Origin of the sequence: Albibacterium sp. (assembly GCF_035514885.1) — a bacterium.
GTDB lineage: Bacteria > Bacteroidota > Bacteroidia > Sphingobacteriales > Sphingobacteriaceae > Albibacterium.
This window is the reverse complement of the sequence record NZ_DATJCH010000012.1, coordinates 213,790-227,923: the sequence shown is the minus strand read 5'-3', so window position 1 is coordinate 227,923 and position 14,134 is coordinate 213,790. Positions and strand designations below refer to the sequence as shown.

Annotated in this window: 12 protein-coding genes; 4 read left to right on the top strand and 8 right to left on the bottom strand. The window is 36.6% G+C overall.

Annotated features, from left to right (window positions below):
* Window positions 1-156 precede the first annotated feature (156 nt).
* Genes VL047_RS04850 through VL047_RS04840 form a run of 3 tightly spaced genes read right to left on the bottom strand, consistent with a single transcriptional unit; the run spans window position 157 to window position 1,602 of the window.
* Window positions 157-822: a sigma-70 family RNA polymerase sigma factor gene (locus tag VL047_RS04850; RefSeq protein ID WP_325358971.1), complete on the bottom strand. Its 666-nt coding sequence runs from the start codon at window positions 820-822 to the stop codon at window positions 157-159.
* Entirely contained in the window at window positions 815-1,252 is a 438-nt protein-coding gene (locus VL047_RS04845; RefSeq protein WP_325358970.1) for a DUF2231 domain-containing protein, read from the bottom strand. The genes VL047_RS04850 and VL047_RS04845 overlap by 8 nt, the downstream gene beginning before the upstream one ends.
* Window positions 1,253-1,263: 11 nt before the next feature.
* On the bottom strand, window positions 1,264-1,602 hold the full coding sequence (locus VL047_RS04840) for a hypothetical protein (RefSeq protein ID WP_325358969.1): 339 nt from the start codon (window positions 1,600-1,602) through the stop codon (window positions 1,264-1,266).
* A gap of 96 nt (window positions 1,603-1,698) precedes the next feature.
* On the opposite strand from VL047_RS04840, the gene VL047_RS04835 reads away from it, so the two are divergent.
* A complete protein-coding gene (locus tag VL047_RS04835; protein ID WP_325358968.1) occupies window positions 1,699-2,739 on the top strand; it encodes a DNA topoisomerase IB in 1,041 nt (346 codons plus the stop codon).
* Window positions 2,740-2,774: 35 nt separating this feature from the next.
* Window positions 2,775-3,311, top strand: coding sequence for a low affinity iron permease family protein (locus VL047_RS04830; protein ID WP_325358967.1), 537 nt, complete (start codon window positions 2,775-2,777; stop codon window positions 3,309-3,311).
* A 180-nt stretch (window positions 3,312-3,491) separates the two neighbouring features.
* On the opposite strand, the gene VL047_RS04825 is transcribed toward VL047_RS04830, so the two are convergent.
* The 5 genes from VL047_RS04825 to VL047_RS04805 all read right to left on the bottom strand — a co-directional run bounded on the left by VL047_RS04825 (window position 3,492) and on the right by VL047_RS04805 (window position 12,636).
* Window positions 3,492-6,026, bottom strand: a complete 2,535-nt coding sequence (locus VL047_RS04825; RefSeq protein WP_325358966.1) for a phosphocholine-specific phospholipase C — start codon at window positions 6,024-6,026, stop codon at window positions 3,492-3,494.
* Between the two features lie 17 nt (window positions 6,027-6,043).
* Complete coding sequence (locus VL047_RS04820; RefSeq protein ID WP_325358965.1) at window positions 6,044-7,531, bottom strand: SusD/RagB family nutrient-binding outer membrane lipoprotein; 1,488 nt, start codon at window positions 7,529-7,531, stop codon at window positions 6,044-6,046.
* A gap of 55 nt (window positions 7,532-7,586) precedes the next feature.
* Window positions 7,587-10,811: a SusC/RagA family TonB-linked outer membrane protein gene (locus VL047_RS04815; RefSeq protein WP_325358964.1), complete on the bottom strand. Its 3,225-nt coding sequence runs from the start codon at window positions 10,809-10,811 to the stop codon at window positions 7,587-7,589.
* Between the two features lie 119 nt (window positions 10,812-10,930).
* Entirely contained in the window at window positions 10,931-12,331 is a 1,401-nt protein-coding gene (locus VL047_RS04810; RefSeq protein ID WP_325358963.1) for an alkaline phosphatase, read from the bottom strand.
* A gap of 104 nt (window positions 12,332-12,435) precedes the next feature.
* Window positions 12,436-12,636, bottom strand: a complete 201-nt coding sequence (locus VL047_RS04805; protein ID WP_325359542.1) for a YwbE family protein — start codon at window positions 12,634-12,636, stop codon at window positions 12,436-12,438.
* 220 nt (window positions 12,637-12,856) lie between these two features.
* Here VL047_RS04805 and VL047_RS04800 point away from each other — a divergent pair, with 220 nt between their 5' ends.
* Window positions 12,857-13,477 (top strand): porin family protein, encoded by a 621-nt coding sequence (locus tag VL047_RS04800; protein ID WP_325358962.1) that lies wholly within the window; start codon window positions 12,857-12,859, stop codon window positions 13,475-13,477.
* A 107-nt stretch (window positions 13,478-13,584) separates the two neighbouring features.
* Complete coding sequence (locus VL047_RS04795; RefSeq protein ID WP_325358961.1) at window positions 13,585-14,133, top strand: hypothetical protein; 549 nt, start codon at window positions 13,585-13,587, stop codon at window positions 14,131-14,133.
* Window position 14,134 lies beyond the last annotated feature (1 nt).

Here is a 14,134-nt window from a genome sequence, read left to right as displayed (position 1 = left end):
ATGCCTTTCCAAACATCTGCGACGCAGTCAAGCACTTATCATTCTTAATCTTTCATATAAAAAGGAATGTTGACAGTAGCTACCCTTGCCTTGTCTATCGGTAATATAAATAAACAAACGATAACCCATATTAATCGTCTGCTAATATAGGCCTTCCTAAAGCATCTCCCCAATTCTTCTCATTACATTTTCAACAATCTTATCACAGTATATCAAATTAAATTCAAAAATATCTGCAGGCGAATACATCTTTTCTACCTCAAAACGCAACATACTTTTAGCTCGACTTAAACGTACTTTTACATTGCTTTCTGAAATACTCAACGCTTCTGATGTTTCATTGGTACTCATGCCATTAAGTTCACGAAGCGAAAAAACTATTCTATAATCTTCTGGGATTTGCTGTAACGCATTCTCCAGAACCCGTCCTAATTCCTTATTGACAATTGTTCTATCTGTATCGTTATTTTGGTTAACAAACATGGGTATAGCTGTTTCTTGTTCAAAACTTTCCGTCATAACCTCCTTCTGAAAACTAAACTTCTGTTTTCTATGATAGCAGTGATTAAGCATTATTTTCACTAACCAGGTTTTAAAAGAAGAACGGTTCTCAAATTTACTAAGGTTGGAATAAGCACTGAGATAAGTTTCTTGCATCAAATCTTCCGTATCAGCATGATTATAGGCATAGGTTCTCCCTATTCTGAATAAATAAGAATTATATCGCCTGATAATTATTTCATACAAGGCAACTTCCCCCAATAAAACTCGGGATACAATCTCCAGATCATCATATTGATCAAATTGTTTTATATTATTCATCTCTAACAGCAACTCTATGTTTTAATATTAAATCACCCCCAAAGAAATTACCAAGAATTAAAAAAGCATTAGTTAACACCTTTATAATCAATATTAATATACTATCCGCTTCCAAAGAAGGATAATTCTTATATTGAATATACGCTAATATTGTGTAAGCCGTTATTACAGCCGTATTAATCCCTCCATGTACCAGTGCCTTGTTCATTACTTCTGGTTTATTTTCAAAGATATTTAGCAAGTCAAAGGTCCCAAACACAATAGCTAGCCAACCTAAGATCACACCAGCACTCATCGTATAGAAAGATGCGTCTAAGAATGATGCGTCCTTATTAAAATGATTAATAGCAGAAAAGACAAGTTCCATTGGAAGCAATGCCGTTGGAAAATGAATTAGCATGATGTGGATTGGGTGTCCGAATACTTTCATTCCTTCAATTATTAAGCAAATACAAACAGAAGCAACGTAACAAAGCCACCCAATGCTATGAGCGCATGTATAAAGGTAATAATAAGTGGGCTATTTTTCTTTTTAAGATCAAGAGCAAACATATACAGTCCGCCGATAGCTGCTAAAATAAAAAGCACAATACTCACCTTGGGAAAATTATCCGGATTCTGAACTGAATATATCACCAGTAATAAAAGTGCTATTACAGCAAAAATACCATGCGAATAAATTACTGAGCGCGGAGCATCTTTATTTGTAAGCCATTTAATCAAAATACCCAAGCCTAAGACGGCTGTCAGTGCAAATAATGCGATCGATATATATATCATGTCTTTAATTTTTGTTTATAAAATAATAGAGTGAATGAATTTCATAAAGGTTACAAACAAATCGACTTTAATATAAGTTATTGACATATAATCAAGATGGAAGCGAAAACAGAATCAACAAACAAACTATCTTCTACGTTAAAATATCTTCCTGATACCATAGAAGGTTATACCAGAACATCGAAGGGCAAAAGATTTGCTTATTATTTTAAGGGAGAACTCGTTAAAGATGAAAATCTTATAAAACGCTTCCACTCACTCGTTATTCCTCCGGCATGGAAAAACGTTTGGATTAGTCCATCAAAAAACGGTCATCTTCAAGCAACCGGTATCGATGTTAAAGGCAGGAAACAATACATTTATCACCCGGAATGGCAGCAGATGCAGCATGAAAATAAATTTGCACGGATTATTGAATTTGGAAAGTCATTACCTTGTATTCGAAAAAACATTCGGAAAGATATTCGTAAAAGAAAAAACACCAAAGAAAAAATAATTGCCATTGCGCTCCAATTAATGGAAGAAACGTTGATCCGTGCCGGAAACAGTTACTACCGCGAACAAAATAAAAGCTATGGATTAACTACTCTCACAAACAAGCATGTTCAAATCAACGGTTCTGCAATATTTTTCAATTTCAGAGGGAAGAAAGGTGTGTTACATAAGATTAAGGTCAGTGATCGGTCGCTTGCCAAACAACTTAAGAACGTAATGGAAATTCGGGGTCAATCATTATTTCAATATTTAGATAAAGATGGATCCATTTGTATACTTGACTCAGGAGATCTCAATGAATACATTCAACACTGTACCAAACAAGATTTTACATCTAAAGATTTCAGAACATGGTACGGTACGGTTTGGGCATTTCGAAAGCTATGCGAATTAGGGGCTTTTGAAAATAAAACACAATACAAAAATAACATCCTTGAAATGTATGATTTCGTAGCCTCCAAACTCGGAAATACACGCAGTGTATGCAAGAAATACTATGTTTCAGACAAATTAATAAAAGCTTATGAAGATCAAAGTATATATCCCTACTTCAAAAAGGCATTGCGTAAAGGTGGCAAGCTATCCGATATGGAAAAGGCTGAAAAACAACTTCTTAAACTTTTAAACATTCATAATAGCTAATATTTAATCAAATAAAAAATTTAAACTTAGAATTTATGAAAACCATACCAAACGATAATAGAGAAATTGAAAAAAAGAAACATAATTTCTTCGAGAAATTTGCGAACAAAATCACAAACTGGTCAGGTAGTTCTACAGCTTTTACTTTAGCAGCCTTTATTGTAATTGCGTGGGCTATCAGTGGTCCCCTATTTAATTATTCGGCAACTTGGCAACTGGTAATAAATACAGGGACAACCATTATTACCTTCTTAATGGTTTTCTTAATCCAGAAATCTCAGAATAAAGATTCTAAAGCTATTCAATTAAAATTGAATGAGTTAATTGCTGCCAATCGATATACTAGCAACCGAATGGTAGATATTGAAGATCTTACAGAAGAAGAATTAGATAGTCTTCACAAATTTTATGGCGAATTAGCTGTATTAGCTAAAAGCGAAGGCAACATTCATAAATCTCACTCAATTGATGCTGCTAAAGAACTTTTTGAAACGAAAAGAAAGTTCAGAAATATTTCTAAAGTCTCGGAAGAATCTAATCGTGCCGGTAATCTTACCCCACCTACTAACTAATATTGTTCAAGTAGTATGATAACTCGAATATGCTTCAAATACACAAAGGACTTCCTAGGGATATTATAGGGATTTGCCCCTACAATGTCCCTAGGAAGTCCCTAGAATGTCCCGAGAAGATCCCTTATAGTGTCTTACCCTATCATAGCTATACATATTTATTAATAATTACTGACTTAGTTATACATATTTAAGTACCTTCCCCATTAGCGGGTCAGTCTTTCTAATCTCACCAGTCTCTACCCTTCCGGAAAATTGTTGACTAAAGCTTTCATAACCATCAACTTGCACTATAATATCATACCATCCGTAGTTTTTAGCAGTATCTATATCCACTTCAATAACTTGGCCGTTTAAGATCTCCTTAACAATTACCGGTGAGCCGTAGCTTTTGTCCCGAATCGTAACCTTCAACTTCTTATCTGTTTCGTTACTAGCGATTCTCAATATCAGTTTATCTTCAACGGCTTTTGAAATACTTAAAGCTGTACGGTAAGCATCGCTGATCTGCAAAGCAGGATCCTTGGAATTTCCTTCAAAAGAACGGAAGAAACCATTGGGTCCATAAACCAAAAGAGCGTAATAACCAGTCTCGAACTTATTCAATGCCCAGCTCTCCGATAATGTATCACCTGCTTTAACTGCATAAGCCCATGATTTACCCTGTTCTATACTACCATTTAAGTCCTCTCCTTTGTAATTCCCAATCGCATAAGCCAGAAAAGGAACTCCGGCAGATTTTTTCCCAAAAGGATTACCTGCTTTAAAGTTAATAGCAAATGACTTTCTGTCCTTACTTAAACTGCCACTCGCATGCATCTGATAAGGAAGTGCGCAAGAATCTCGAATACCCGATTCCTGACTTGGCATATGTTCCTCAGGAACTGCTTTATCTTGATTTATTGTATTGATTTCGGCAGCGTTTAAGAGTTTATAACCACTAGGCAACTCTTTAAATTTAGCATTGTAAATACTCTGGATAAACTTTTCTTTATCAACGGGTTGAGGATATTGAATTTCTTCACCATTATATGTGCTAAAGGCAGAAGTTAAATCGCCACAAACTGTACGTCGCCATTCGCTGATATTGGTTTCTTTAATTTCTTTTCCTGTTTTTTTGCTTAAGAAGTTCTCTAAAAATTGAATGATTGAGGTATGATCTAATACTTCTGAATTAACCTTTCCTCCTCTGCTCCAAGGTGATGCAATAAGCAAAGGAACACGGAAACCCAAACCAATAGAGCTTGCTCTGGCATCTTCTTTAGAGATTTTCTTTACGTTTAATTCTTCATTCAGATTCACAAATTCAGCATCCATAGAAATTCCTTCGGAAACCTTTCCCGGTAAACCTTCTTCATTTGGAGAAGGTGGAACAAAGGGAGGAACATGATCAAAATAACCATCATTCTCATCGTAAGTCACAATAAAGATGGTCTTTTTCCAGAAATCAGGATTCTTAGTAAGTATATTCATTACTTCAGAAACACACCATGCACCATACCAGGGTGAACCTGGATGATCAGAAAAATGCTGTGGTGGTACCAACCATGAAACGGTAGGCAAAGTACCATTATCAACATCATGGCGGAACTGGTAAAGTACATCTCCGGCAGGTACTTTCATGGTGCGGGAAACTCCGTTATCATTGTATGTGCTATCTACAACCTGACGATAAAGCGAATGGTTTTTATTGGTCGTAAATGCTTTAGCATGGATGCTCTTCTCTATTTCAGGCAGCTTACTGAAGTTCTCGGGAGTCCATTTCTGCAAACTCTCCTGATAAGTTTTTAATCTATCCTGTTTTTCTTTTTTTTCTGGAGTATCGCTTGTAATAGTCGCTATTTCTTCTTCTAATAATCTAACCTTTCTCTTTAATTCTTCCAGGTAAGTTTCTGAATACCAAACATGAAACTGTTCAAACCACTCGATTGGGTTATTCGTAAAATTAGCTAACCATGGCTCTTCCTCATCTGAGAACCCAGTATCCAAACTCAGTTCATTCTGATAGATTCTCCAGGATATATCATTCATTTCCAACAGTTCAGGAAATGTACGCCAGTCTACATTTCTCCGATAGGTTACATCCGAGTTTCTAACATTTCCAACTGCATTTTGCTTTCTGGGATCACGAACAGTACCACTCCAAAGATATAATCTGTTTGGAGTAGTGCCTGTTAATGAAGAACAAAAGTGCTGATCTCCAACGGTAAAAGTATCTGCCATTGCATAATAAAAAGGAATATCTTCACGGTTATAGTAACCCATAGTTAAAGGCATATGCACGTATTCCTTATTACCGGCTCGTTTTGCTTCTAGCCAACTATCCATCTTTCCTTTATTGTGAGCATCTACCATATCCGACCATGAATGTGGTAAACTACCCATCCAGGTAGCACGGGTATCTTTTATATTTAAGCGGAAAGGTGCGTAAGTTTGTCCTTTTTTATCTGATTGCAACCATACCTTATTTCCATTGGGTTGTTTAATTGCACGTGGATCATTGAAACCTCTGACACCTTGAAGGCTGCCAAAGCAATGATCAAAAGAGCGATTTTCCTGCATTAATATCACTACATGCTCAGCATCATAAAATGTACTTCCTAACTCGGGGTTAATCGCAATCGCTTTTTTCAATGAATCAGGTAGTGCATTCCATACTCCGGATGAACCTGCTATCAAGGCAGCTTGTTTAATAAAGTCACGTCTTGTATTCATGTTATTAATCTTTAATATTATTTAACCCACCATGTTTTTTGGTGAATATTATCATTTCCTTCACCAAACTGAGTCCGGATGGCTTCTGAAACATTCTCTGCATTGTAATTATATTCTGATTGTGGGTACATCCAACGATATGGAACAGTTACCCCCGCAGGTCGGCGAAATGATGGATAGCCTGTGCGTAAATGATCGTAAAATGCCGACCATCCGTTTTGCAAAAAGGACCGAATATATTTCTGCATAATGATACGTTCAATTTTCTCTTCTAGGGTATTCCCTTTCGATAAATCAATCAGTGGATTAGCTAAGTATTCTATAGCTTTATCAGCATTTACATAATTACCTAACCCTTTTGCATATGTCTCATAAAACTTAAAGGAGGCCTTTATTCCTGTATCGTAATATTGTTTAGCATCTCCGGTAATCCAACCTCTTACTGCAGCCTCAGCTAAGATTAATTGCTGTTCTGAATAACCCATTAAAACTAAGGGTTCGTTGGTTGGATCCTGATGATAGCGCTCTAATACTTTAGATGTTTTACCTGCTGCAGCTTTTAAGTTTACCTCTGCATAAGGTGCAGCGGGATCACCCCCATCGTAGGAGCTAAAATCATCAATAGCTTTTCCTGCTTCCTGAGCAAGCCTTGTTTGAGTGAAAAATACAAAGAGTCGTGGATCTTCGCGTTCCTGTAAACGATTGATAAATGTTTCGTCGATATACATACCTGATCCATAACCACTTGAATTAAACTCCGGATAACGGTTACCTTCCTGATTTAAAAAAACCAATTGACCATCGTCTACTCCGCCAGCATCTAATAATGGGCCATTTTGAACTATTTGTGCAAAGGCTGTTTTAATATTCAAATCAGGATCATTTTCTTTATGAGAAAGTGTTATTAATACTTTAAGACGAAAAGCATTAATAAGCTTTCTCCATTTATTACTGTCTCCTTTATAAATGATATCGCCGGCAATAAGTTCATTCTGATCTTTCAGCAATTCATCTGCTTCTGCCAAGTCTGCTAAAATCCCCATAAAGACTTGCTTTTGATTATCGTATACCGGGGGTACATAGCCATCTGAAGATTCACCTTTTAGAGCAGCTGAATATGGTATATCTCCGAAAGTAAGCGTTAGGTTATAAAAATAATAAGCTTTAAAAAATTTTGCTAAGGCAATATAACTATTATCATTTATTCGTGCTGCTTCTTCTGCCATTTTTGTAACATCACGCATATTGTAATAAGGATCAAAACTTCCCCGATTCCATTGATAATATTGATTACTATTTTCACCATCTGTTTGAACCAGCATCTTGATAGCATAAAGTGAGCCTGTGCCTTGGAAAGATCGAAAAGCATCCCATTGAATTTTGGTAAGCTGTAACTGCGGGTGTGTTACTGTAGGACGATTTGGATCTATATTTATATCTTCTAAGCGCTCACAGGACGTTAAACAAAAGAGTATTGCGATAGCACTATAAATTATTCTTTTCATGGTTTTTACAATTTTCTATAAAATCTATTGGTTAATGCTTCTATTGAATCTAATATTAGAACTTTAGGTTTACCGAAAAGCCCAAGTATCTTGCAGAAGGATCTTGTAAATCAGTATCATTACCATAATCCGGATCTACGTAAGGAATTTTCTTCCACATGAAAAGATTATATCCAAACATTGACACATTAACACTTTTTGCATTACCGATTTTCATGATGTTGGCTAGGTCGTAACCTATCGACAGGCGGCGCAGTTTAACATACGTTCTGTCGTATACGTTTGCAAATTTCTCGCTCTCCTCTTCTGTTACCTGTGCCTGGTAAGGATAAATCTGACTCCATGTCTGCCAGTTAACAGCTGTTGTACTTGGTGCGTAGGTACGCGTATCAGACAAAATATTACCATCTACATCTCTTGTAATCTCACCACCTGTTATAACTACCCCCTGTGGCACATATACCGGATGGCCTGCAGCATATTCCTGATCTCTATATTCAACTGATTCAGGGTGTTTACCTCCCCACCACATTTTTTCAATCGTTACTGATCTCATTAAACCACCCCATGCTCCATCTAAATCCAGGTTAACGGTGAAGTTCTTTATCTTAAATGTATTTTGAAAACCAAACCTCCATTCAGGCTCAGTATTGCCAATATAAGTTGGATACGGATCCCTGATTGGCAAACCACTATTTGGATTAAGGATGAGATCACCAGAAGCACTTTTTTGCCAAACTGTAGCATAGTAGCTATCTACACGATCGCCTACCTTTAGGTTACCAAATTTCTTTTGATTGTCGTATATTTCATTGATCTTCTTTGCATAACTTGTCCAGTTCAATCCAATATCCCAAGAGAACCGATCTCCGACAATTGGTTTGGCACCTGCCATAACTTCAAAGCCGTTGGTATTATAAACGTTTCCGTTTACCTTACGGCTCGAGAAACCGGAAGCTTGTGAAATGCTTAAATCAATAATCTGGTTTTCATCAATAATATTATAATAAGCGACATCAAGAGACAAACGATTATTAGCAAATGAAGTAGCTAAACCAAGCTCATAAGAAGTAGACTTCTCTGGCTGGATATAGGGATTAATAATTCCTGATGGATACCCAACAGATGGTATAGAACCATATGTTACATTTTTATTGTAGGTAGAGTAAATACTGTAAGGTTCTAAATCACTTGAAACCTGCGCCCATGATGAATATAGTTTCACAAAATCTACTGACTGAGGCATTCTTATAAAATCAGACAGAATGGTACTGATGGATGCCCCGGGATAGAAGTATGAATTTCCACCCGTAGGTAATGTTGAAGACCAATCATTTCTAGCGGAGAAATTTAAAAATACCGAACTGAATAAATCTAAGTTAGCAGTACCATATACGCTTCGTACAGCTTTTTCCTGAAAATAATTCGTTGCCTGTACCGGACCTTGTGTATTATTTAAACTATAAACATAGGGAACAATCAGTCCATCGCTAGACTCATAATCTTCTCTAACCGTGCGATCGAGTGTGGAAGCTCCGGCATTTAATGTTAAATCAACATTAGAAGACAGGCGCTGATTAAATGAAGCTAAAAAATCTAAGTCAATATTTGCCTGTGCTTTATTCCACAACTTATAATCGCCGTTTCTTGAATCGCCATAATTCATATATGATTTAGGGCTCTGCATATCTTCAAAGCTTCTATTTTCACGAAGTGAGGCACGGCCCTGAAGATTCAAGTTTGGCAATACATGCCAATTTAATGTAGTACGGCCTGTTATTACATCCCTATTCAGTTTTTGCTCAAGTTCATAAGCAGCGAAATAAGGGTTATTGTACCATGCGTAATTATAATTAGCTTGTCTGTATCCCTCTTGACCGGGTACATACATATGGTTTTTTAAATCCTTACCACTTACATCATCTCCCATCCATATCAAAATAGTATACATATGGTTTTTAGGACCATATCCATAACGCGGATAATTAGGAGAAGTAACTTTATTATATGAAAGAGCTGCATCCAATTGCAGGTTATCTCTTAAATAAAAAGATGAATTGAAGTTAAGTCCCCCAGTAGTTAATGATGTATTAGGCACTTGCCCTTTTTGATGAGCATATTTTCCGGAAGCATAAAAACTTGCCTTCTCCCCTTTAAATGCTACCGATAATGAATTATCTGTAACAAGCCCGGTTCCTAAGAAATCATTTAAATTATCATGTCTTACCCAATTTGTTGGTATACGCTCATAACGTGATTTATCATCGTACATTGTACCTGAAACATCTCCCCACCAAGGTATTATTTCACCTGTTTGTTTATCCTTAATCGGACTATTCCATTGAGGGACTTTAACTTCTGTACCAAATTTTGGACCCCATATCATGTCTCCATCTGAGATACCACCATCAGCACCATCCCAAAACTCATATTGACCGTTAGAGCCATTACCATATTCTGTTTGCGTTTCAGGGAAAACGGTAAAGCCGGCAGTAGCCATGTTATTTGTGTTAATGTTTATCTCCAGCTTATCACTCTTCGCACTTTTACTTGTAATTAAGATTGCTCCATTCTTTCCTCTAGCTCCGTAAAGTGCAGAAGCAGCTGTTCCTTTAAGAACATTTATATTCTCAATATCTTCGCTTGAAATATCATAAAAATCTGTCTCGATAGGAATACCATCTAATACGATCAATGGATTTTTACCACGCAGCGAGAAAGAAGGCTTTTGAAAAATACCTGTTGGATTCGTTACTGTAAGACCAGCTACCTGTCCGGTTAATGCACTACCCAGGTTCATGGTTTTTGCTTCTGCCAGCACTTCAGATTTAACCTCCTGAGTGGCATAACCAATTCTACGTTTCTGCTGACGGATACCGATTGCTGTTACAACTACCTCTTCTAATGATGAGGCATCTTCATTTAATACAACATCAAGTATACTTCTTCCATTTAGAGCTATTTCTTGTTTGGTATAACCCATCATGCTAAATACTAGTGTTGAGTTTGCAGGAACAGATATGCTATATTTACCATCCATATCAGTAGCAGTACCCTGGTTTGTACCTTTTAATTGCACGGTTACTCCCGGCATATTATTACCTAAAGAATCTCGCACGGTACCCACTACATTTTGCTGTAAAGACCGTTTATTAAAATCATCGGACATCATAACTTTCCCTAAACCTGCATAGGCATGAGTGGCAAGAAAGGAAGTTAACAGGACAGTTAATAGTATAACCGACAGCCCATATTTAGTCGGATTTGTAATTTTATTCATAGCGTTTTTTTATAAAATTTTGGTGTTTATATTCTTATAGAGATTATTAATACTTCTCCTAGAAACTTTTCTTTGTGAATAGTACAGCAGATAGAAACTGATATACCTTAAATCTTGGCTTAACGATCTAACTCCGCAGCTTGCAGCATGAAATTATGTAGGTCTATATTCTTTACAAATTGCGGTAAGCTTTCACTGCCAGGACCGAACATGGCTAGTTCAACTAGGTCTGCTGAATGGTTGGTAGACGCAAACGAAATACCTGTATAATTGGATTGAATCTCAGCATAAGTTTTAAAGGGCAAATGATTTGGGTTATATAAACCTTCACTATCCAGTTGATTATAGTGTTTTAAAATATCTTTCGCTTCTTCATTTTTTATAACAATTCCCTGAGCCGATTCAATATAATCTATTACTTGCTTTGCATTAAAGTTCCTGGTAATGCTATTTAATACCTTGTTATTCGTTTGCTGGAAATGTTGGATTTTATCAAACTTATCATTGCTGGAAAAAAGCCCGGGGTTGGCATTTCCATGATCGGTTGTTATAATTACAAGTGTCTCACCGTCTTGCTCTGCAAACGATATTGCTTCTGCCAAAGCTTCATCAAATGCGATTTGCTCGTATAATAATGCACTGGCGTCGTTAGCGTGTGCAGCCCAATCAACGCTTCCACCTTCTACTTGCAAAACAAAACCGTTCTTATTTTGCTTCAAACGGTTGATGGCTTGTCTAGTCATCTCCGACAAAGACGGTATTTCAGCTTTTAATTTTCTATTAAACTGTACATCAAGGGTATAAGGCAATCCGTCTTCGTGAAATACACCTAATAAGGGTTTGCTAGTAGAAGTTTGGAGCAGACTATTTCTATCTTGAACTACGTGGTAACCTTTTTGAGAAAACTGGCCAAACAAATTGGCTTTATCCATTCTTTTATCGGCACTAAAAAACTCTGTACCTCCACCTAACAGAACATCAAACTCTAATTTTAAATACTGAACTGCAATATCAGATTGGTTATCGCGGCTTGCACTATTTACACAGAAGCCTGCCGGTGTTGCATGTGTTACCGGAACTGACGTAACGCAGCCTACAGATTTACCTGCCGATTTGAATTTCTGAAGGATCGGTTTATTGAAAGATCCATCTGGATTGACATTCAAAGAACCGTTATTTACACGCTTACCACCTCCCCATGCAGAGCTGGCAGCTGCGGAGTCAGTAACTAGCGCATTAGCTGAAGCCGTATCCATTAATGCGCGTGTCACTTTGCCTTCATCATAAAGTGACAACCATTTACTTCTACGCCCTTCTCTTCTTTGCAACAGCAAATCTGCCATGGTAAGTGTACCAATGCTCATCCCATCACTTACCATGAAAATTATATTTTTTACAGAACCAACATTGTTTTTTAAGATGCTTCGATTCTGTTCTGAAGCCAATAAATCAAATGGAGAAAGCACACTCGCACTAGCAACTGCCAAGGATGCTTTCTTAAAAAAGGATCTTCTTTTCATTTCTAATCGTCTATTTTAATACGATGGCAAATATTGTCTATTCGTATTAGCATAGTGTTAAATTCTTATTATCTGAATAAGAATTTATATTAGAAACATAAAATCTACTCTTCTTCTAAAATCTCAGCTACTCTGCCGACCTGCCCATCCTCCAGCCGTACTTTTATACCTCTGGAATGATAGGCTGAGGAAGTCAAGATATCTTTAACAATACCTTCTGTTAAATTGCCCGAACGTTGATCCTTTTTAAGGATAATTGCTACCAATAAACCCGGATATATGTCCTTTCTGTTTTGTCCGCCCATATTTTTCATTTGTATAAGCATCAAAAGTAATTAGATTTTGGGGATTTATATCCTCATGTGTATAAGTTTAAGTACAATCATAACTTTGCATATAAAATAAATATATAGCTGATTACCATACCCTTACAAAGCAAAATGAATTTTTGGCTTAACAGTTGCAAAGCAGTATGTGTTTAACAATTAAAAGAACACATACAAAAAGAACACAAATTTAGAAACTATGAAAAAGTTAATCTTATCTGCAGTAGCAGTATTATTTACAGTTGGGGCTTTTGCTCAAACACAAGGAATAGGATATGGTATTAAAGCTGGTGTGAATTTACCTACTTACCATTTCAGCGATGGTAATTATTCGGACGACACGGAAGCTTCTACTAATTTCCATATAACCGGATTCATGGACGCTCCTATATCACCTATGTTTTCTATCCAACCTGGAATTTCTCTTCAAGGAAAAGGAGCAAAACTAATGGATAATGATTTAGGAACTTTGACCCAAAACACTATGTGGATTGAGATTCCAGTGAATGCAGTAGTAAAATTCCCTGCAGGTGGTGGTAATTTCTTTTTAGGAGCAGGACCGTATGCCGCTTTCGGTATATCAGGCAAGAACTCGTATAAAGGTGATTGGGGCGAAGATGAAACCGATTTCGATTTTGGTAAAGATGCTACTCAAAAAGGAACTGAGTTTGGTGTAAACCTAATGGCTGGTTATCAGTTATCAAGCGGTTTAACACTAGGTGCAGGTTACGGTATGGGATTGTCAGATATCGCTCCTGATATTGCCGATTACAAACAAAATAACCGCGTACTTTCATTCTCAGTTGGGTTTGCACTTTAAAAACACCTAAACCATATTAAATTAAAAGAGGGATTTATTGTCCCTCTTTTTTTATGTGCTTGATTATAAAGAATTCCTTAATATTGTAAGTCTAATAATAGGATCGGATGCTCAAGTCAATTTATCGTTTTTTTATTTTTGCTGCACTTATTTTAATACCAGGTCTAAGTTTCGCACAAAGTTCTACAAATAGAATCAATCATTTTATTGTAGAAGAGAACCTGCTAAAAAACGACAAACTGGCTATTATCGCCACTGATTCGCTTGATCAGCCATTGGAAAGTATTAATGGAACATTTCAATTTTCTTTAAATAACTTTAACTATCCGCTTGAATTTCATGATGGAGTTGCTATTACACCTAATAAGGTGGAAAAATCAACCTTTGTTTTTATTAAGCACGTAAACGAGAGTGGATCACACGGGCAGTTGTTTTATGTACTAAAAAGCGACTCTGGACTTAATCCTGTAAAAATCAGCTGGGTTGTGTTACTTATTGTTCCAGCTATATTGGTACTTATTGGAATGATGTTCCGCAAGCTTCTAAGCCTCGCCGTTATTGCCATCCTTATATTCCTATACTTTAACTATAAGCATGGGATGGATCTGACTACATTTTTTGAAACAATGGTACATGGCATTAAAGGAGTTTTTTAAG

Excerpts from the sequence above, each read along its gene's own strand:
- VL047_RS04850 (WP_325358971.1), bottom strand. The coding sequence starts at position 822 with ATGAATAATATAAAACAATTTGATCAATATGATGATCTGGAGATTGTA.
- VL047_RS04845 (WP_325358970.1), bottom strand. The coding sequence starts at position 1,252 with ATGAAAGTATTCGGACACCCAATCCACATCATGCTAATTCATTTTCCA.
- VL047_RS04840 (WP_325358969.1), bottom strand. The coding sequence starts at position 1,602 with ATGATATATATATCGATCGCATTATTTGCACTGACAGCCGTCTTAGGC.
- VL047_RS04835 (WP_325358968.1), top strand. The coding sequence starts at position 1,699 with ATGGAAGCGAAAACAGAATCAACAAACAAACTATCTTCTACGTTAAAA.
- VL047_RS04830 (WP_325358967.1), top strand. The coding sequence starts at position 2,775 with ATGAAAACCATACCAAACGATAATAGAGAAATTGAAAAAAAGAAACAT.
- VL047_RS04825 (WP_325358966.1), bottom strand. The coding sequence starts at position 6,026 with ATGAATACAAGACGTGACTTTATTAAACAAGCTGCCTTGATAGCAGGT.
- VL047_RS04820 (WP_325358965.1), bottom strand. The coding sequence starts at position 7,531 with ATGAAAAGAATAATTTATAGTGCTATCGCAATACTCTTTTGTTTAACG.
- VL047_RS04815 (WP_325358964.1), bottom strand. The coding sequence starts at position 10,811 with ATGAATAAAATTACAAATCCGACTAAATATGGGCTGTCGGTTATACTA.
- VL047_RS04810 (WP_325358963.1), bottom strand. The coding sequence starts at position 12,331 with ATGAAAAGAAGATCCTTTTTTAAGAAAGCATCCTTGGCAGTTGCTAGT.
- VL047_RS04805 (WP_325359542.1), bottom strand. The coding sequence starts at position 12,636 with ATGGGCGGACAAAACAGAAAGGACATATATCCGGGTTTATTGGTAGCA.
- VL047_RS04800 (WP_325358962.1), top strand. The coding sequence starts at position 12,857 with ATGAAAAAGTTAATCTTATCTGCAGTAGCAGTATTATTTACAGTTGGG.
- VL047_RS04795 (WP_325358961.1), top strand. The coding sequence starts at position 13,585 with ATGCTCAAGTCAATTTATCGTTTTTTTATTTTTGCTGCACTTATTTTA.